Annotated in this window: 18 protein-coding genes; 9 read left to right on the forward strand and 9 right to left on the reverse strand. The window is 44.2% G+C overall.

The window, feature by feature from the left end; all coding sequences use genetic code 11:
- The first annotated feature begins 74 nt into the window (after positions 1-74).
- The 4 genes from LEP1GSC050_RS03710 to LEP1GSC050_RS03725 all read left to right on the forward strand — a co-directional run bounded on the left by LEP1GSC050_RS03710 (position 75) and on the right by LEP1GSC050_RS03725 (position 3,502).
- Positions 75-500 (forward strand): RrF2 family transcriptional regulator, encoded by a 426-nt coding sequence (locus tag LEP1GSC050_RS03710; protein ID WP_010568551.1) that lies wholly within the window; start codon positions 75-77, stop codon positions 498-500.
- A 168-nt stretch (positions 501-668) separates the two neighbouring features.
- Positions 669-1,028 carry a YciI family protein gene (locus LEP1GSC050_RS03715; protein WP_010568550.1) on the forward strand — a complete coding sequence of 120 codons (360 nt, stop codon included), beginning with the start codon at positions 669-671 and terminating at the stop codon, positions 1,026-1,028.
- A gap of 13 nt (positions 1,029-1,041) precedes the next feature.
- Positions 1,042-2,382 carry an RNA polymerase sigma factor gene (locus LEP1GSC050_RS03720; RefSeq protein WP_010568549.1) on the forward strand — a complete coding sequence of 447 codons (1,341 nt, stop codon included), beginning with the start codon at positions 1,042-1,044 and terminating at the stop codon, positions 2,380-2,382.
- A 286-nt stretch (positions 2,383-2,668) separates the two neighbouring features.
- The gene (locus LEP1GSC050_RS03725) at positions 2,669-3,502 is read left to right on the forward strand and encodes an AraC family transcriptional regulator (protein ID WP_010568548.1); all 834 of its coding nucleotides are present in this window, start codon (positions 2,669-2,671) and stop codon (positions 3,500-3,502) included.
- A 45-nt stretch (positions 3,503-3,547) separates the two neighbouring features.
- Here LEP1GSC050_RS03725 and LEP1GSC050_RS03730 read toward each other — a convergent pair whose 3' ends face one another.
- Genes LEP1GSC050_RS03730 through LEP1GSC050_RS03745 form a run of 4 tightly spaced genes read right to left on the reverse strand, consistent with a single transcriptional unit; the run spans position 3,548 to position 8,645 of the window.
- Positions 3,548-5,614, reverse strand: coding sequence for an ATP-binding response regulator (locus LEP1GSC050_RS03730; protein ID WP_010568547.1), 2,067 nt, complete (start codon positions 5,612-5,614; stop codon positions 3,548-3,550).
- A gap of 2 nt (positions 5,615-5,616) precedes the next feature.
- Positions 5,617-6,033 carry a response regulator gene (locus tag LEP1GSC050_RS03735; RefSeq protein WP_010568546.1) on the reverse strand — a complete coding sequence of 139 codons (417 nt, stop codon included), beginning with the start codon at positions 6,031-6,033 and terminating at the stop codon, positions 5,617-5,619.
- Between the two features lie 42 nt (positions 6,034-6,075).
- Positions 6,076-6,456 (reverse strand): response regulator, encoded by a 381-nt coding sequence (locus LEP1GSC050_RS03740; RefSeq protein ID WP_010568545.1) that lies wholly within the window; start codon positions 6,454-6,456, stop codon positions 6,076-6,078.
- Positions 6,453-8,645: a PAS domain-containing protein gene (locus tag LEP1GSC050_RS03745; RefSeq protein ID WP_010568544.1), complete on the reverse strand. Its 2,193-nt coding sequence runs from the start codon at positions 8,643-8,645 to the stop codon at positions 6,453-6,455. The genes LEP1GSC050_RS03740 and LEP1GSC050_RS03745 overlap by 4 nt, the downstream gene beginning before the upstream one ends.
- Before the next feature lie 552 nt (positions 8,646-9,197).
- On the opposite strand from LEP1GSC050_RS03745, the gene LEP1GSC050_RS03750 reads away from it, so the two are divergent.
- Positions 9,198-10,181, forward strand: coding sequence for a sodium-dependent bicarbonate transport family permease (locus LEP1GSC050_RS03750; protein WP_040911078.1), 984 nt, complete (start codon positions 9,198-9,200; stop codon positions 10,179-10,181).
- A 26-nt stretch (positions 10,182-10,207) separates the two neighbouring features.
- Here the strand turns inward: LEP1GSC050_RS03750 and LEP1GSC050_RS03755 are convergent, their stop codons facing one another.
- A complete protein-coding gene (locus LEP1GSC050_RS03755; protein ID WP_010568542.1) occupies positions 10,208-11,455 on the reverse strand; it encodes an NHL repeat-containing protein in 1,248 nt (415 codons plus the stop codon).
- Positions 11,456-11,750: 295 nt separating this feature from the next.
- Here LEP1GSC050_RS03755 and LEP1GSC050_RS03760 point away from each other — a divergent pair, with 295 nt between their 5' ends.
- The 3 genes from LEP1GSC050_RS03760 to LEP1GSC050_RS03770 are packed head-to-tail and all read left to right on the forward strand — an operon-like array spanning position 11,751 to position 14,426.
- On the forward strand, positions 11,751-12,152 hold the full coding sequence (locus LEP1GSC050_RS03760; RefSeq protein WP_020987063.1) for a YciI family protein: 402 nt from the start codon (positions 11,751-11,753) through the stop codon (positions 12,150-12,152).
- Positions 12,153-12,176: 24 nt separating this feature from the next.
- On the forward strand, positions 12,177-13,157 hold the full coding sequence (locus LEP1GSC050_RS03765; RefSeq protein ID WP_020987098.1) for an alpha/beta hydrolase: 981 nt from the start codon (positions 12,177-12,179) through the stop codon (positions 13,155-13,157).
- 3 nt (positions 13,158-13,160) lie between these two features.
- Positions 13,161-14,426 (forward strand): RNA polymerase sigma factor, encoded by a 1,266-nt coding sequence (locus tag LEP1GSC050_RS03770; RefSeq protein ID WP_010568539.1) that lies wholly within the window; start codon positions 13,161-13,163, stop codon positions 14,424-14,426.
- Positions 14,427-14,436: 10 nt separating this feature from the next.
- Here the strand turns inward: LEP1GSC050_RS03770 and LEP1GSC050_RS03775 are convergent, their stop codons facing one another.
- Entirely contained in the window at positions 14,437-14,799 is a 363-nt protein-coding gene (locus LEP1GSC050_RS03775) for a hypothetical protein (protein ID WP_010568538.1), read from the reverse strand.
- Positions 14,800-15,086: 287 nt separating this feature from the next.
- The gene (locus LEP1GSC050_RS03780; protein ID WP_010568537.1) at positions 15,087-16,079 is read right to left on the reverse strand and encodes a GlxA family transcriptional regulator; all 993 of its coding nucleotides are present in this window, start codon (positions 16,077-16,079) and stop codon (positions 15,087-15,089) included.
- Between the two features lie 165 nt (positions 16,080-16,244).
- Between LEP1GSC050_RS03780 and LEP1GSC050_RS03785 the strand changes: the two genes are divergently transcribed.
- A complete protein-coding gene (locus LEP1GSC050_RS03785) occupies positions 16,245-16,631 on the forward strand; it encodes a DUF1304 domain-containing protein (protein ID WP_010568536.1) in 387 nt (128 codons plus the stop codon).
- 146 nt (positions 16,632-16,777) lie between these two features.
- On the opposite strand, the gene modC is transcribed toward LEP1GSC050_RS03785, so the two are convergent.
- Positions 16,778-17,854, reverse strand: a complete 1,077-nt coding sequence (gene modC / locus LEP1GSC050_RS03790; protein WP_010568535.1) for a molybdenum ABC transporter ATP-binding protein — start codon at positions 17,852-17,854, stop codon at positions 16,778-16,780.
- Position 17,855: 1 nt separating this feature from the next.
- Positions 17,856-18,539: a molybdate ABC transporter permease subunit gene (modB, locus tag LEP1GSC050_RS03795; RefSeq protein WP_010568534.1), complete on the reverse strand. Its 684-nt coding sequence runs from the start codon at positions 18,537-18,539 to the stop codon at positions 17,856-17,858.
- Positions 18,540-18,561 lie beyond the last annotated feature (22 nt).

An 18,561-nucleotide genomic window follows, 5' to 3' on the forward strand; every position in this document is an offset into this window, starting at 1 on the left:
CAATTTTTATCTAATAGAGGGTCCGAACTCGGTTGACCGACTTCAGTCCGAGAGTAGCATAGACACCAAGTTTTATGGCTACAAACAAACGATTTTCGGTGGCAGTCCATACTCTTGCGACTGTCGGTTATCACCAAAGAATAGATTCTCTGCCGGTTACTTCGGAGGATGTGGCAAAAAGCGTCGATACGAATCCGGTCGTAATACGCAACCTGATTCGCTCGTTAAAGGCAGCCGGAATCGTGGAATCGAAAGAAGGGAAGGGCGGAGGACTTTTTCTTTCTCGCGATCCTAACTTGGTTACTCTGGGAGATATTTACCGAGCCCTCGAACCGTCTCCGGTTTTAAAGGAAAACGACGGATCGATCCTAAAGGCCTGTCCGGTTAGTTCCAATATCAAACATATATTGAAGCCGTTGTTAAAAGACGCCGACAAAGCAGTCGTTGAAGTTCTTTCCCATACTACGCTGGAGCAAATCATTCAGGCGATCCCGCATTGAATTCGATTAGTAAAACCTCATTAATTAAGTCCGATTCGGATTTTTGACGGTTTTTCAGCCTAACTATTCGTTTATTTTTTTTCAGAAAAATGTCGATCCGGCTTGGCCGACTGCGTCGGTCAGGTAAGAAGATGGGGAAAACCCCTCTTCATTTAAAGGAGCTAAACAATGAAATACCAATTGCTTATCTACATCGATGAGAAAGCCAGCGCGAGCGTACCTATGGAAGAGATGGGTAAAATGTCCGAGGAGTATAAGGTTTACACTGAAACCCTGCTTAAAGCAGGGGTTATGCTAGGCGGGGATAGATTACATCCGACCGCCTCCGCCGCAACCGTAAGAATCCAAAACGGAAAGAAAGTGACTACCCATGGTCCGTTTGCGGAGACAAAAGAACAACTAGGCGGTTATTATTTAATCGAATGCAATAACTTGGACGAAGCGATCGACTGGGCATCCAAATGTCCGGGCGCCCACCGCGGTTCAGTAGAGGTTCGTCCTGTTTTCGATATGGCCCCGGTGAAATAAACGAAGTAGTTTCATGGAAGTGACGGTTAGTTCCCCGGAATTTGTTAAACCGTCGCTTCCAATAAACTTTACGATGAGCGATTTAACAAGGCAGCTTTTAGAACGAGTCCACAAGCAAGAATACGGCCAAATTCTTGCAACTCTCATCGGATGGTTGGGAGACTTTGAATTGGCGGAAGAAGCCCTTCAGGATGCATTTCTTGCCGCGATCGAACATTGGGAGAGGCTGGGAGTTCCTAACAAACCGGGAGCGTGGTTAACCACTACTGCTCGCCGAAAAGCTTTGGATCGCCTTCGAAGAAATCGGTCCAGATCAGTCGATCCGTTGTCGCTCGAAATTGTAGATTCCGTTCAAACTCTCGAAGTTGAAAACTTAACCGATGATTCCGAAATTCCCGATGAACGCTTAAAACTGATCTTTACTTGCTGCCACCCGGCTTTACCTACGGAACATCAAATCGCGCTCACTCTTCATACGCTAGGAGGACTTACCACCGCGGAAATCGCATCCGCCTTTCTTATCCCGATAACGACTATGGCACAGAGGCTGGTGCGCGCTAAGCGAAAAATTAAAGATGCGGGAATTCCTTACTATGTACCCCCGGTTCATTTACTCGGAGAGAGAGTAGACTCGGTTTTAGCAGTTCTTTATCTTATTTTTACGGAAGGCTATGCGGCGACTTCCGGAGATTCGCTCATTCGACGGGAGCTATGCGATGAGGCGATCAGGCTCTGCAGAATTATCGAACTTTTGATTCGCAGGAAAGAAGTTCGAACGGATATTCCTGACCAACAATACACCGAGGTTCTCGGACTACTATCGTTGATGCTTTTAACTTACTCGAGACGAAGAGCCAGAGTCGGAGAGGACGGGGAGTTGATCGTACTCAGCGATCAAAAACGCTCGCTTTGGGAGAAAGCGGAAATCCAGGAAGGATTAGCCTTACTGGATACTGCATTGCATTTAAACTGCTTAGGGCCGTATCAACTTCAGGCAGCAATCAATGCACTTCATGTAAGCGCTCCCGATGCCGAATCAACAAATTGGAAACGAATTTCCGAACTCTATAATCAACTTCTTCTCTTTAACGATACTGCAATCGTTCGCTTGAATTACGCCGTCTCAATATCGATGGCAGGCGATCCGATCGAGGGACTTCTTTTATTAGAAACGTTAGAGGAAGAGTTAAACTTATTCGCGCCATATCATTTAGCCCGTGCCGATATGCTGACTCGAACCAGCGATAAAAAGAAGGCAAAAGAGGAATATCTCTTAGCATTGAACCTAACACAAAACCGAGTGGAAAGGATATTTATCGGTCGAAAAATTGCGGAATTTTCAAATCTAGATTAAAATAAACATTTCATTAAATTTAGTTTAATGTAAGTCGTCGCGAATCAAAGATAATCGCGATAATTTTTACGGATCTAGGTTCTTTTCATATATACGAATTCGTTCACTCGAACCGAATATTTTCGCGGAATAAAATACCGATTCGATTAACCGAATTCGAAAGTAAATCAAATGTAAGGGAATTTATTTGACTCTTTTTCGTCTTTTTTTTAAAGATAGCAAGAACTATCAAGCAGGCAAGCGGCGCCTCGCGTATTATCCATATTAAGCAAAAAACGAGACTATCATGGATTTTGTCCAAAAGGCGCTCTGGTTTGTCGAAAGCCACAAACGGGATACTATTTCTCTGGAAGAAATAGCCGATGTGTGCGGAGTCTCTCCATTTCACCTAACCCGCACTTTTGCGGCAACCATGGGTGTCTCGTTAATGCGATATGTTCGGGCTCGCAGATTAAGCGAAGCAGCGAGACAGCTTGCGTTAGGAAATACGGATATCCTTTCTCTAGCGCTCGAAGTCGGTTACGGCTCCCACGAGGCTTTTACTCGTGCGTTCCGTGATCAGTTCGCCCTGACACCGGAGCAGATTCGAGCTCAGGGTCACCTGAACAATATTACTTTAGTGGAGCCTATAACAATGAATGCCGTCCCAATTACAAACATGGACTCGCCTAGATTCGAGACGCTTAAACCGAGAATTTTTGCCGGTCTCGTAGAACGCTATGACTGTCAATCCCCTGGAGGAATTCCCGACCAGTGGCAACGTTTCGCTCCGTACCTAGGCAATATTCCGGGTCAGGTCGGAGATGCCGCATACGGCATTAATTTCAACTTCGATAAAGACGGAAACTTCGAGCATATGAGCGGAGTCGAAGTTAACGATCTTTCTAATATTCCGAAAGGATTAAATACTCTTCGCATACCCGCTCAAAGATATGCGGTGTTCATTCATAAAGATCATATTGCGGGAATACGCGCAAGTTTTGTAGCGATATGGAACAAATTACTTCCTGAATCGGGAGTAAAGGCGGTCGAAGGTCCGAACTTTGAGCGCTATGGCCTCGAATTTAATCCGAAGACGGGATTAGGCGGTCTCGAGATTTGGATTCCGATCGAGGGTTAAATAAATCTCCGTGCAATTGTTTATATCAATTGCACGGAGGAATCTTCACTTCACTTGAATTTCCTGTTCGATCAACTCTAATAATTCCGTAAGTCTATACGGTTTTTGAATAAACTCGACTGGCCCATCGCGTAATATCCGTTCTTTAACTTCCAAACCGATGAATCCGCTTGCAACAACAAGTTTTACGTCGTGACCGATGGACAAAATTTTACGAACGACCTCTTCGCCACCTAAATATGGTAATCCGAGATCCGAAATAACGATCGATATTTCAGTTTGATATTTTCTATAAATATCCAATCCCTCTTCCCCGTCGCGGGCCAATAATATTTGGTAACCCTTGGGGGTCAAATAATCGTATATTAAACTTCTTAACATTTCCTCGTCTTCGATGAATAATATAAATCCTTTACGCTTATGTAAACTAGGGCTTCCTTCTTTTAAGACGGGCACGATAAGTTCCGGTACATTTTTCTTTACCGGCAAAAAGATCGAAAATGTAGTTCCGACCGATAACGTGCTATCTATTTCGATCAAACCTTCATGATTTTCTACAATTCCGTAAACGACCGAAAGACCTAAGCCCGTTCCCTTGTAAGCTTGCTTCGTGGTAAAAAAAGGTTCAAAAACTCTTTCCTTCGTTCTTTCGTCCATGCCGATTCCTGTATCCGAAACTCGAATCGTAACGTAGCGGTTATATTTCAATTTCGGGTTCATTGCGTTCGGATCCGGTTGCTCAATAATCTGGGTGGTAATCGTAAGGGTACCGCCGTCAGGCATCGCGTCTCTTGCATTGATCGAAAGATTGAGCAATAATTGATGGATTTGAGTTGCATCGCATTTTATCGCAGGAAGATTCTTTTCCAATTGAAAATTAAGGCGTATCGTTTTAGGAATCGTTTCGACAAGAAATGTTCTGATCTCTTCGGCAATCGTATTTATATTCGTAAATCCGAATACAGTATCCGTCTTTCTGGAAAAAGTAAGTAATTGCCTTACGATCCCCGCTCCTCTCTCGCAGCCTTTTTGAATAGCGTCGCTGCAACGCTCAATTTGTTTTTGGTCCTCCCGTTTGGACTGTAAAAGAAATGCGTGGCCAGAAATAATAGATAAAATATTGTTAAAGTCGTGGGCAATGCCGCTCGAGAAATTTCCCAAAGTCTCCATTTTTTGAGCTTCTCTAAGTTGCTTTTCGAGCGAACGCTCTTTCGTTCTATCGATGAAAATTTCGCAAATCGCGGTCGTTTGCGAATCGACGATGAAAGGGAAAATATGCAACGTAACTTGAAGTATACGCTCGTCGTGCCGTTTTAAAACGACTTCTTGGTTTAAAATAGCTCCGCTCGGCGCTTTTTGCATCAGCAATTTTGCCTCGTTTAAACTGGATGCAGGCACTATATAATCGCATAAATCCTTTCCTTTTAAACTCTCTTCCGTGAACTGAAACATTTCCTGGAAAGTTTTGTTCGCCGTGATAAGACGGTTCTCCGTATCTAATATCGCTAAACCGATTGGAGATACGTCAAAAAGGAGTTTAAAGAAATATTTTTGTCGGATCGACTCATCTTCGGCTTTTTTTCGCTCCTGCATTTCAAAGTTTAGTTTGTTATTCTGCTCTATGAGCCTCATATTTTGTTCTTCAAGTTTCTCCACAAGACTATGACTATATTCGCGAAGTATCGTCTCGTTCGAATAATTGATGGGGGACAAAATTCGATCTTTCGCATTTTCGCGGATCGAATGAATCGAATCTAGTATTGTCTGGACCGGAGAGGGCTTCTTGAAAAACCGATCCGCTCCGAGTTTTAAAGCGAACTCTTCATCACCGGCGGAGGTGTAAGTGGCGGTATAGAAAATGAAAGCAACGGAATCATATTTTTTATTCCTTCTTATATTCGCGCAAAATTCATAACCGTCCATATTAGGCATAAGGATATCGGATATTATGGCCTCTACTTTATGATTCTCCAAAACGGATAATGCTTTTACCCCGTCCGAAGCTTCATACACTATGTAGCCGTCTCCTTGTAAACGAACTCTCAGTAGTTTAAGATTCGTAGGTTGATCGTCGACTATCAGTATTGAAATCGGTTCCTCGAGCACGTTCATAGTTAGAACTCCGTCTCGGAAAGAGGATCTATTAAATTTTTCTTATAAATTGTCTTAAAATCGCGTTTCGTATCTTCGATCGCCTTAGATAGAAATCTAGTATCGATGGGCTTAACCATGTATGCCGAGCAGCCGGCTTCCAACGCCTCAAAACGAGTGTACCGGTCGGGATAGGATGTGATTGCTATGATCGGAATCTCGCAAACGTTTCGGTCGTTTCTAATCTTCCGAGCCAAAGCGAATCCGTCGATTCCCGGCAGCGAAAGATCTAAAAGTATAATCGTGGGACGGTTCGTTTTTATCGTCTCCCAGGCTTCTTCGGCTCCATGAGCTTTCGAAACATTATATCCTGCGTACGAAAGTACGACATGAGCTAACTTCATTTGTACAAGGTCATCTTCAACGATCAGAATATTCATAAACACATCGAGGCATGCAATATTAATGGAGTAAGTATATCATCAATCATAGCGAACATTTCCTAAAAATCCGGTCACCTGAGAAGGAAAGATTCTTGTATCTATCGGTTTAGTAATGTATCCAATGCAGCCCGACTGGAACGCCTTCTCCTGATCCCCTTTCATAGCGTACGAAGTAAGAGCTACCACCGGGATATGTTTAGTTTTGTCATTTTCTTTAAGCAATTTCGTAAGAGTAAGGCCGTCCATGCCGGGTAATTCGATATCCATTAATATGATATCCGGCGTAATCTTTTCTAAATTATGCAACGTATCTTCAGCGTCGATTGCGGTTATGATTTCGAATCCGGCCGTTCTTAATACATTACAAGCTAGTTTTAAATTGATCGGATTATCATCGACAATTAGGACTTTAACGTTCATAAGGCATGGCTCGTATCAAGTATTCTAGGTAAGTTAATCGTAAATGTGGAGCCTTTTCCAAATTCGCTTTCTATTTCAATGGATCCTTGAAGTAGCTCGACAAATCTTTTTGTTAGCGCGAGTCCGAGCCCCGTACCTTGATACTGGCGATTCGTTCCGGAATCCAATTGTTGGAACTCCTTAAACAAACGACCTAAATCCTCCTCTTTGATTCCTATTCCCGTATCCCTCACTTGAATTTCCAATCGATCGAGATTATCGAAGGATGAATAAATTTCCACCTTTCCCTTTTCTTGCGTAAACTTCACAGCATTAGAGAGTAGATTGAATAGAATTTGTTTAAATCTTTGGTGATCGAGAGTAACATCGTTATTTCCCTTTGAAACAACTTTGCTGATATCTATTTGCTTTTCGTGAGCAAGAGTCGAAACGATCGCAATGGCGTCTTCTATCGCATTTGCAACCGAGAATGTTTCCGGAAAAAGTTCCATTTTTCCGGCTTCGACCTTCGACAAATCGAGTACATCGTTTATCAGATTCAACAAATGTCTTCCGCTTTGCAGCACATCTTCAAGATATTCCTTTTGTTCGCCGTTTAATTTTCCCGGCTTCTCATCTAAAAGGAATTCGGAAAAACCGATGATTGCATTTAACGGCGTGCGTAACTCATGTGACATGCTAGCGAGAAATTCGCTTTTCAGACGACTTGCCTCTTGAAGTTTTAGTTCGAATCGTTTTCGTTCCGTTACATCCCGAATCGCACTGGAAACGAATAGCCCCTCCTCGGTTTCAAGCGGACTAAGACTGATCTCTACGGGGAATTCCGTACCATTTTTACGGATTCCCAATAGTTCCAGATTGGCTCCCATGGCTCTAACTTTCGGGTTCGCAAAAAAATCGGTTCGGTGTCCGGGATGCACGTCCCGAAATTTCGTTGGGATTAATATTTCTATCTGTTGTCCCAATAGTTCGTCTCTTCCCCAGCCGAACAATTTTAACGCTTGCGAATTAACTAATACGATACTTCCTGTACGATCCACTATCACCATCGCGTCAGGCGCACTTTCCAATAGATCTTTAAATTTCTGTTCTGCCTTTTTCCTATCCGTGATATCGCGGATAGCTCCCGTTACGAGGGTTCCTTCCTCGGTTTCAAGCGGACTAAGACTGATCTCGACTGGAAATTCCGTGCCATCTTTACGTCTCGCAAATAGTTCCTGCTCGGCGCCCATAGACCTCGCAATCGGGAAGCTAAAAAAACCGTTTCGATAGATCCGATGATTTGCGTGAAAGCGGTCCGGGACTAGAATTTCAACCTCTTCTCCTAAAAGTTCTTCACGTTTGTATCCGAATATTTTTTCAGTTTGAGAATTAACTAAGATTATCCTGCCGTCCTTTCCGACTATGACCATCGCATCCGGAGCGGATTCTAGAAGACCTCGAAATTTTTGCTCCGCCTTTTTTCGATCCGTTATATCGCGAATGGCACTCATAACCATCATACCCTCGTCCGTCTCTATGGGGCTAATGCTGATCTCAACCGGAAATTCTTCGCCTGACTTGCGAAGGCCGTATAATTCTAAACCAGCACCCATCGTTCTGTTTCTGGGCTGAGCAAAAAAGCCGGCACGATGATTTAAATGATCTTTTCTGAACCTTTCCGGAAGAAGAATCTCGATTGGCTGGCCTATCAATTCTGTTGTTTTGTAGCCGAATGTTCGTTCAGCCTGAGCATTCACAAGTACGATTCGCCCCGTTACGTTTACCATTACTATCGCGTCGGGCGTCAATTCAAGAAAGTGGCTGTACTTTGCCTCGACTAATTTTGCGTCTCGGAGCACCTTCAAACTTGTTACGTCCTTTTTTGCCGAAAGAAAACATATTAGTTTATTATTATCGTCAAATATACTCTTGGTGGATGCACTCACGTGGACCAGTGATCCGTCCTTCCTCTTTCGAACGGATTCATATACCACAAGACCGCAAGCCAACGCTTCGTGTTGAATTTTCTCCTGTTCTCCCCTGAGATCGGTCGGAAAAATAAGATCGATTACCGATTGGCCTATTGCCTCCTCTTGCGAATAATCGAATATCGTCTCCGCCGCTAAATTCCAATCCAAAACCTTTCCGTTTACGTCGGTTACAATGATCGCGTCAGGCATTGTTTTAAATAATTCTGAAGTATCCATATATCCACAAGCCCCCAACCGAACGAGAATACTTACATCTCAGTCTTATTGCTGAAATTTTAGCAAAATATTTAGGCTTTAGATTAAATGACTAAATTAAAACTATCAATTAAAATATTATATAGTTAATTATTAATTAATTTATTATTCTTTGTAATAATTTATTTTCAAGCGCGGGAAGCGGAGGAATTTTTGGGTGATTCAAAATTTAAGTAACCTTCGGGTAGTAAAACATAACGTTCGTTTACCTAAATGGAGTCTCGATTTCCGACCGGAAAAAGGTCCCCTGTCGAAAGATTTCCACAATATCGGCACTCTTAGAGTCTACGATTAAGAACCGAAAAGGGACGAAAAGAAAATTACCGGAGAATATTGCATATAAATATTTGATTATATATGCATTTTTTTAAAGCAATGATTCTATAATTTTATATATTTTGAAAATTTCTGATTTCAATTTTGCAATTGTTTCCGATTAATTAAGGTCGAGAATACTCGCTGGCAGTTCAATACTATCGAATGCTTTACAGCGCGGAATCTCCGGGAGATTTCATGGATATTCATGCCATTGCCGAGAACGTGCTAAATCCGCCTGTTCTTTTCTTCTTTTTAGGGATGGGGGCGGTTCTTTTTAAATCCGACCTGACTATTCCCGATCAGATAGGGAAGTTCTTTTCGATCTATCTAATGTTCGCAATCGGATTCAAGGGAGGACATGAATTGTTTAAAACACCGTTTACCGACGAACATCTTTATGTTCTTTTAGCTTGCGGACTCATGGCCACCGTAATTCCAGTTTATGCGTACTATATCTTAAAAATTAAATTAGACCCCCCAAACGCGGCGGCGTTAGCCGGCTCGTTCGGCTCGATTAGCGCTGTAACATTCGTAACTGCCGGCGCCTTTTTACATAATATTGGGCAAGAATACGGCGGATTCATTGTGGCGGGAATGGCATTGATGGAATCCCCCGCAATTATCGTTGCCGTTCTGCTAGACAGGATGAATCGATCAAGGAAAGCAAGGACTGGGGAGGCGGCTTTTTCCTGGAAAATTCTTTTACACGAAGCCTTCTTCGGTTATTCCATATATCTATTATTGGGCTCGCTTTTTGTAGGTTACTTTACCGGAGAATCCGGGTGGAAGAAAGAATCCCCCTTTTCCGAAAATTTATTTCAAGGAATTCTAACATTATTCCTTTTGGATATGGGAATTTCGGCGGCAAAGCGATTTAAAGAAATACGGAAGGTTGGCCTATTTTTGATAGTTGCAACTCTCTCTATCATGGCGATTAACGTTATATTGGGATCGATTTTGGTAAAAATAATAGGTATGCCGATTGGAGACGGATTAATGTTCCTCATACTTTGCGCGTCCGCTTCCTATATCGCGGTCCCGGCGGCGATGAAAGATTCTATCCCCGAAGCCAATCCGAGTATTTATCTGACCGTAGCTTTGTCCGTAGTTTTCCCGATCAATATTATCGTTGGTATTCCACTATATTATTATATGCTAACTATTATCCTAAGAAGTTGAAAAATAGTAGAGCGTTAATTCTCGAATTACGGATAAAAAAGTACCCTGTTAAAGGTGTAATCGGTCACCCAAAGCTGTCCGCAGGGAGTGACGGTTAAATCGAAAGGATTTCCCACCTTCGATGCGGAGACCGTGAGACTGGAATTGAAGGAAACGTAATCCGGTTCACCCAAAACATTATCCGCATTCATTCCGTTTGAAAACGGAAGAGAGTAGTGCGTGACTCGTCGGAACTGACTGTCACTTACCCACATTCCTCCTTTCGAATCTAGCGAGACTCCGCTCGGAGCCCAAAGGGCGTTCGCGGATGTGACTCCATTGAGCGTACTTGTAAAATTTGTCGAGCCAATCACTAAGTCCGCACTCATTGCGTTGGTAATGGGGGCGGAGTAATGTAAAATACGAGAATTTCCGGTATCTGAAATCCAAACTCCTCCACTGGAATCAACTTTGATCGAGGAGGGGCCGCCCAAATTGACGGCATTAGGAGGGCTACCTACCGAAGAAATCGTAAAATTCGGCTGTCCGAGAACGCGATCAGCTGCCATTCCGCTAGTTAATGGGGCGGAAAAGTGCAAAGCCCTAAAGTTTGCGTAATCGACTACCCAAAGCCCGCCCGACGCGTCAACCGCCACTCCGGATGGATTGTTTAGTAATGAATTCGTCGTTCCTGGCGAACCCGTGACTCCAATTACGATATTTGCGCTGCCGCCTGTGGTGACCCCGCTTGGGAAGTGTAAAACCCGTTGGTTTGACCCATCCGTAACCCATAAGCCTCCCGATAAATCAAGGGCAATTCCTCCAGGACTGGTAAACTGATTTAATCCAGTACCCGAAGTACCGCCCAATATGATATCCGGATTTCCTCCGGACGCGATCGAAGATGGAAAATGCAGGACCCTATTATTTGCGCTATCTGCAACCCAAATTCCTCCGTTAGAATCGATGGCGATCCCTTGAGGATTATGCATTCGGTTCGATGCCGAACCGAACGACGTACTTACGTAATCGGACTGACCCAACACTACTGTGGCGCTTTCTCCTAAGGTCAATGCGGTCGGGGGAACACAGGAAGAAGCAGGGCGATTCTCAAGAATGAGGGAGAGCAAAAATCCCGCTCCATGGCTCATATCGATGCTCAAAGGTAGAGCTTTATTACACCCGTAAAAAAGAAATGCAAAGACAAGCAAAAGGAGTACGACTAAGCGGCGCTGAAAGTACAGCTCGATACGGAAACCGGACGATCCTTTTTTCTTTTCACATAATAACAACACGATAAGTTACCTAGCCGAACGATTCAGGATAATTAACAGTTGAGGAAGAAAAAATTGAGAAGAAATCTTGGGAATACCCCTATATTTTAGAGTTGGTTCACCCTCGCATCGATGCGACGGTCTGCCATTAAGCAGAACAATAGGCCGCTATAAGCGTTTTTCGAACCGTTCTAATTTGGCGAAAATTCCTCTACAATCGCCGCAAAATTCTATTAGAAATGTCGAGACCTTCGGAATCGCTACGACTATCAATGAAAGCGCGGAATTAAAAGGCGCTAACTAAAGGAGTAAACGGATGAAGTACATACTAATGATGCAATTCCCGGTTATAGACTGGAAAACAAGCAATTTGGGCACTTGGCCACCGGAAGATGTTAAGAGAAATATCGATTTTCTGCACCGTTTCAATACCGACCTCCGCAATTCGGGAGAATTGGTAAGCGTAGAGGCATTAGTGGGTCCGGAAGAAATAAAAATTATACGGGCAAAAAAGGATGGAACACCCGCAATCACGGACGGGCCATTCCCGGAATCGAAAGAGTTTCTAGCGGGCTATTGGATCGTCGATGTCGATAGTCCGGAACGCGCATATGAAATTGCAGCAAGCGCTTCGGCGATGCCGGGAAAAGGCGGAGTTCCTGCGAATATTCCTATCGAAGTGCGCGCAGTTATGAATGTTCCGAACGGCGATCTTTAAGGTAATTTGAGGAGATCTCGATACATGAAAAATGGAAACTCATCATTCAAATTTATACTTATGAACCGCAAGAAAGTATGGATACCCGCCATTTTGTTGATCCTAGTACTTGCTTTGCCGGTAAGCGGTCTTTGGGACGCGAGTAATCAACTGCTTTTTCCGGTTTGGAGAGGAGTAACTAAGGATTTGTCCGTCTGTAAGGAAGAAACCGCAAAATACTGGGGAAGAGAATGCGGTAACCTTCGAAAATCGCGTGAGTTCAAATTTAGCGAAGTCAAAATCGGATCGGTTAACGGTTACGAATTACCGGGTTGGCTAATCGTAGCGGCGGAAAATGGAATGGCTCCCGCGAATGCTAGTATCTTATTAGTTCACGGCGGCGGCGGCGACAGACGGGAAGTAACAAAATATATTCGGTTTTTTTTAAACCGTAAATTCGACGTTCTTACGTTTGATCTCTCTTGTCACGGTGAGGCACAATGTCCTGTACCCGGTTTGACATACGGGCATCGGGAATCGAGAGATGTACTCGGGGGCTATCGTTACCTCGCAGATAGATACTCGAAAGTTTATGCGATGGGTTCATCGGTAGGAGCCGCATCGATTCTGATCGCTATGCCTGATATGCACAAACTCTCCGCAGTGATTGCCGAGAATCCGATCTTCAATTTTCAAAGGTTGATTATCGAATCCCCGGCAGCACCAAAATTTCTTCCGAATTGGTTCAAGAATCTTCTCGTCCAACTTACGATGCTACGCGGGAAATTCGACGGATTACTGAGTCCCGCGAATTCCATTCGCCTCGTAAAATCGATACCGATTTACTTTATTCAAAGCAAAGCTGATATAGTGAATCCCTTTAGACATACTCAAGAACTTGCCGAACTGTATGCAGGACCCAAGACGCTTTGGTTTCCGGAAATCGGAAGTCACGGTGCGATATGGGATGTCGACGCGACCGGATATGAAAGAAGACTCGAGGATTTTTTAAAAAGAGTACGATAACGAATGAGGAAAGAATCCCACCATTCTACCCCTGACAATTTGCTCGGAGAACTTGCGCCCCAGGTTCTGGGCGCAGTGATCCGACGATTCGGGGATTTTTCCTCCGCTGAAGACGCGGTCCAGGAGGCTTTATTGGCCGCGGCTATACAATGGCCTTTGGAAGGAACGCCGAAAAATCCGCGCGGATGGTTGATCCAAGTCGCTTCCCGCCGAATGATCGATCATATACGAAGCGAACTTGCGCGAAGGAGACGAGAAGAAGCTTGGGTTTTGGAAGAACCTTTCGAAGAATCGACGATAGAATTCCAGGAGTCGTCGGACGTTAGAGGCCAAGACGACACATTGATATTATTGTTTATGTGCTGTCATCCGACACTCAATCCATCCTCCGCTATCGCTCTTACTTTACGTGCCGTCGGCGGTCTAACGACCGCAGAAATCGCTAATGCGTTTCTGGTTCCGGAGGCGACAATGGCTCAGCGAATTAGTCGGGCCAAGAAGCGGATTAAAGACTCGGGTATTCGATTCGATTTGCCTACGGATCAGGAAAGATCGGAACGTTTGGATTCCGTTTTGCACGTTCTATACTTAATCTTTAATGAAGGCTATGCTAGCAGTATCGGCTCCACCTTGCAGCGATGCGATCTCTCGAACGAAGCGATACGACTTACACGGGCCGTTCATAATCTTCTACCGAACGACGGCGAGGTCGCAGGCCTTCTTGCATTGATGCTCTTAACCGATGCCCGACGTCCCGCTCGCACCGGTCCGGCAGGTGAGTTGATTCCACTTGCCGGACAGAATCGAACTTTATGGGATCGAGAAGCAATCACGGAAGGAATCGCGCTGATAAGCGACACGCTTTCCCGCGGCTCGATCGGAGCCTATCAACTTCAGGCGGCTATCGCAGCCGTCCACGACGAAGCTGGACGCTCGGAAGATACCGATTGGCAACAAATCTTAGCTCTTTACGGCTTACTTAAGCGTATGTCCGATAATCCCATGGTTACCCTCAATCATGCGATCGCGGCGGCAATGGTCCAAGGGCCGAATATCGGTCTCGAATTATTGGCGACTTTAGACGGCGATAAGCGACTTGCCGGGCACTACAGACTAGATGCGGTTCGTGGACATTTGCACAAGATGGCGGGAAACCACCAGGCGGCAATTGAATATTATCTCGCGGCAGCAGGACGTACTACAAGCGTTCCGGAGCGGAACTATTTAAATACTCAGGCAGCAAAACTGGCGTCGCTGTATGGAAAATGATTTGTAAGAATTACGATGCGAGCAGAAGCTTATTGCGGATACCGGAGTAGCTGGATTGACGGACTACCTTATTTCTTTCAGCATAAATTTCGTCGATAATGCTGTCGATCGGATCAACCAACAATTCGTTCGTATAATTCATAAAACATACAAGCGCTTCCAACCGCGAATCGAAAGCTTCACAAACTCGAAGCTTCTCCGTTTCGTTATATTCGAATCGGTAATATTCAATCCAATCCGGCTCCGAAATGTTCCACCAGTCAGGGATGGATTCATGCCATTCGAATTTATATCTGATGCTTCTTTCTAGTAAAATACAAATGGCAATTGCGATTTTCTTTTTGGCTTCCGTTTTTAGTTCCTGTTCTTTCATAAAATAACTTTCGCAGCCTTATAATCCGTCTTTCGGAAAAACCAGTTGTTTACTCTAACTTGAAATCGAGTCATATCGGCTTGCGCTCTTAATTAATACATAAGACACAAATTACCAACTAATTACATAACTCATCAATAAAAATTGCAAAAGATAGCCGAAACCTGAAGGGTGATAATCATCAACAAATCGGAAAATTAGAATAATTAAATATTAATGTATATCAAATTCCGAATATTTTCCAATCGATACGTCCCAAAGCCTACTGGAAGCAAGTAATGTAAGAATTAATAGGATCGAGGGACATTCGCCGGAAAAATCTTGAGAGAATGCTTTCGCCGATGTTCGAGCGGTGTGCTCCCGGTGTATCGCTTAAATAGCAGGCGAAAAAAACCGACATTCTCATAACCCACAGCATAACTAATTTCCTCGATCGAATCGCCGGTCTCTTCGAGACGACGTCTTGCCCATTCGATGCGTAGACGTTGCAAATACGTAGATAGCGAGTCTCCGGTCGCTTGTTTGAATCTTCGCTTCAGAGTTCTAGGACTCAAACCGACTCTGCGTGCCAAAGTCTCCATCGAAATCGAAGATGCGAATTCGGTTTCTAAGATTGTTTGCGCTTCGGCGACAGACGAGTCGTCGTGATGCTTTTGAGCCGCAAATACCATGAAAGGTGTTTGGGAAATTCTATCGGAGTCGAGCAAGAAATGCCTTGCACATTTAAGCGCTGTATCTCTTCCAAGCGACTGTTCTAACACGTGGAGACCTAGATCGTAGAAAGCGTTACTTCCTCCCGAAGTTAGAAAGTGACCTTGATCTACGACCAATCTATCCACATCCAGGTGTACTGACGGAAACATTCGTCGAAAAAGGGGAGCAAACACCCAATGAGTAGTCGCTCTGAGTCCGTCGAGCAACCCGGTCGAGGCTAGTACGAAGGCTCCCGAACAAACGCTCGCAATACGGTTCTCTCTCGAGGCCATTTCTTTAATCCATTCAATCTCTAGTCTGCATCTTCGCTTAACATTTATAACGTTCGGCCCAATTGCAGGAATAATAACCAAATCGACTTTTTCACATCTTCCGATCAAATCCGGTTTGATCTGAACACTACCATGAAGCTGAACCGGTTCCGATTGCATGGCCGCGGTTCTTACCCTGCAAATCCTCGGTTTACGTCGATTCTCCATGTCGATACCGGCAAATTCAAAGAACTCGAATAACCCGGTAATAACCGAAGCGGGTGAGTCCGGAATGAGTAGGATAATCACGTCCATATTAGCATTTAGCCTATAGTATGGCCCAATCACAACGAAAAGATATTTTTTACAATGAAAAATATGGCGTAATCACGTCGAAAATTGGCGGACCTAGACCTTTACAAAAGAGTGTATGTCCGCTAAACTCACGGAACTAATTTAAGGTCTCAAGGAGATAATGAAATGATAATAGCCGCAAGGATTATTGCCGGAATCGTCGGCGCACTTCATGTGTGGATTTTTCTGATGGAAAGCGTTCTCTGGATGCGCCCGGCAATTCATAGACGCTTCGGTGTATCGGATATAAAGACAGCGGAGATGATGAAAAGTATTTTCCTAAACCAAGGTTATTATAATTTATTTCTCGCAATCGGGGTACTTTACGGTGCGATTTTTTTCCAGCACCATGCTAGCTTTGCTCCTGCAATCATGCTGTTCTCTTGTCTTTCCGTCTTCGGCGCAGGCATGGTGCTTTTGATATCCAAACCTTCGATGGCAAGAGCAGCAATCATTCAGGGCTTGCCGCCCTTGGTCGCAGTAGTGCTCTTAAGCGTTTCGATATGTAGCTGAAGTTTTAGACCACAGACCTTAGAACGAGTCATAAGTCGATTTTTGTCGATTAATGATTCATTCTAAGGAGAGACAAAATGATTTTAAACGTACAACGAAATATTAAAAAATATTAAAATTCTATATACCATTCTCGCACTAATACGTCAGAGATCCATTAAGTTAGTCACGGTATTTACCCGAAACGGGATCCGTTTCCCGACTGCGATATCCACTTTCTTCGATTCTAGTTTAGTGATATTGGCGATAAAGATCGCCTGTCCCACGCGAAGATGTATAAGTAATAAGCCCGGGTGATCGCTTTCCGCAATCGCCTCGACTTTTCCATTTAGAATATTACGAGTATTAATTTCTTTCGAATCTTCCCGAAAAATGCTTATATCTCGCGCAAATACTCTTACTTTCATTCGAGAACCTACGCGAAATTCGCGATCTAGTATCCAAAGATTTCCGTCAGCGAAATCCAATCGGGCCAAATGCCAGTCTACGTCAATTTCCCCGATCGTCGCATCTATGATTACTCCTATATTTTCGCTAAGGCGATGAGCGAGGTCGGCCCTCGCGAGAGTTGCAGAAACCGGTCCGGTTGCCAACACTTTGCCGTCCTCCATTACGACAATATGATCCGCCAACCTTGCGATCTCATCCAGTGAATGACTGACGTATAGGACCGGAATTTTCAATTCTCTATTCAATCTTTCTAAATACGGTAAAATCTCCTGTTTCCTTTTTTTGTCCAAGGAAGCCATCGGCTCATCCATAAGCAGCAGTCGGGGGTTCGTGACTAGGGCTCGTGCTATCGCAACTCGTTGGCGTTCTCCACCCGACAGATTATCCGTTTTTCTTTCCAGAAGATGTTCGATTCCTAATAACTCGATAGTCTGATTCAGATTAATTTGTCTATCGCCTTTGGTTCGTTTTAATCCGTATGATAAATTGCCTGATACTGATAGGTGCGGGAATAAACTGGGTTCTTGGAATACGTAGCCGAGTTGACGTTTGTAGGTCGGTAATGAGTAATTATCGTCCTGCCAGATCGTTCCACCGACGCTCAAGAACCCTCGTGTCGAATTCTCTAACCCTGCAATACATCTGAGTAATGTCGTCTTTCCGGAACCGGAAGAACCGAAAAGACCTGTGACTCCTCGCTCAGGTAAATTAAGATCTACGTCCAGCGTAAATCGTTCACGATCGAGAAGTAGGCGAATTACGATTTCATTCACATTATACTCTCTTTCGGGAATTCGGCTGCAAGATATAGAGAGCCAACAATGCGAAAAATGAAAATACCAATAATATTACCGCCAATCTACGTGCCTGAAGATATTCTAACGCTTCAACATAGTCGTAAATTTGAACGGAAGCCACCCTTGTAATGCCCGGAAGATTTCCGCCTATCATTAAGACCACACCGAATTCACCGACAGTGTGCGCAAAGGATAGTATGCAAGCATTCATAAACCCCGGAAAAGTCAAGGGTACTGCGACCGTCAAAAAAGCATCCAAAGGGGAGGCGCGCAGCGTAGCGGCAACTTCCAGAGGACGATCGCCGATTGCTTCGAAGGCCGTCTGTAAAGGTTGAACCATAAACGGAAGCGAATAGAAGACGGAGGCGATCACAAGCCCCCAAAAAGTAAACGGCAATTCTCCGAGACCAAGCTGATTAGTGAGATAACCGATCGGACCGTTTGGCCCCATTGCATATAATAAATAGAATCCTAGAACAGAAGGAGGCAGTACCAAGGGCAACGATACGACCGCTCCTATCGGTCCCTTCCAGGAAGACTTTGTCCTGGCTATCCACCAAGCCAAAGGTGTTCCTATAAAAAGAAGAATTATCGTAACTACGCTAGCGAGTTTTACCGTTAACCAAATGGCCTGAAGATCGCTGTCAGAAAGGGAAATCATTATCTGCCATCTATCGGTAATT

This window comes from Leptospira broomii serovar Hurstbridge str. 5399 (assembly GCF_000243715.2).
GTDB classification, from domain to species: Bacteria; Spirochaetota; Leptospiria; order Leptospirales; family Leptospiraceae; genus Leptospira_B; species Leptospira_B broomii.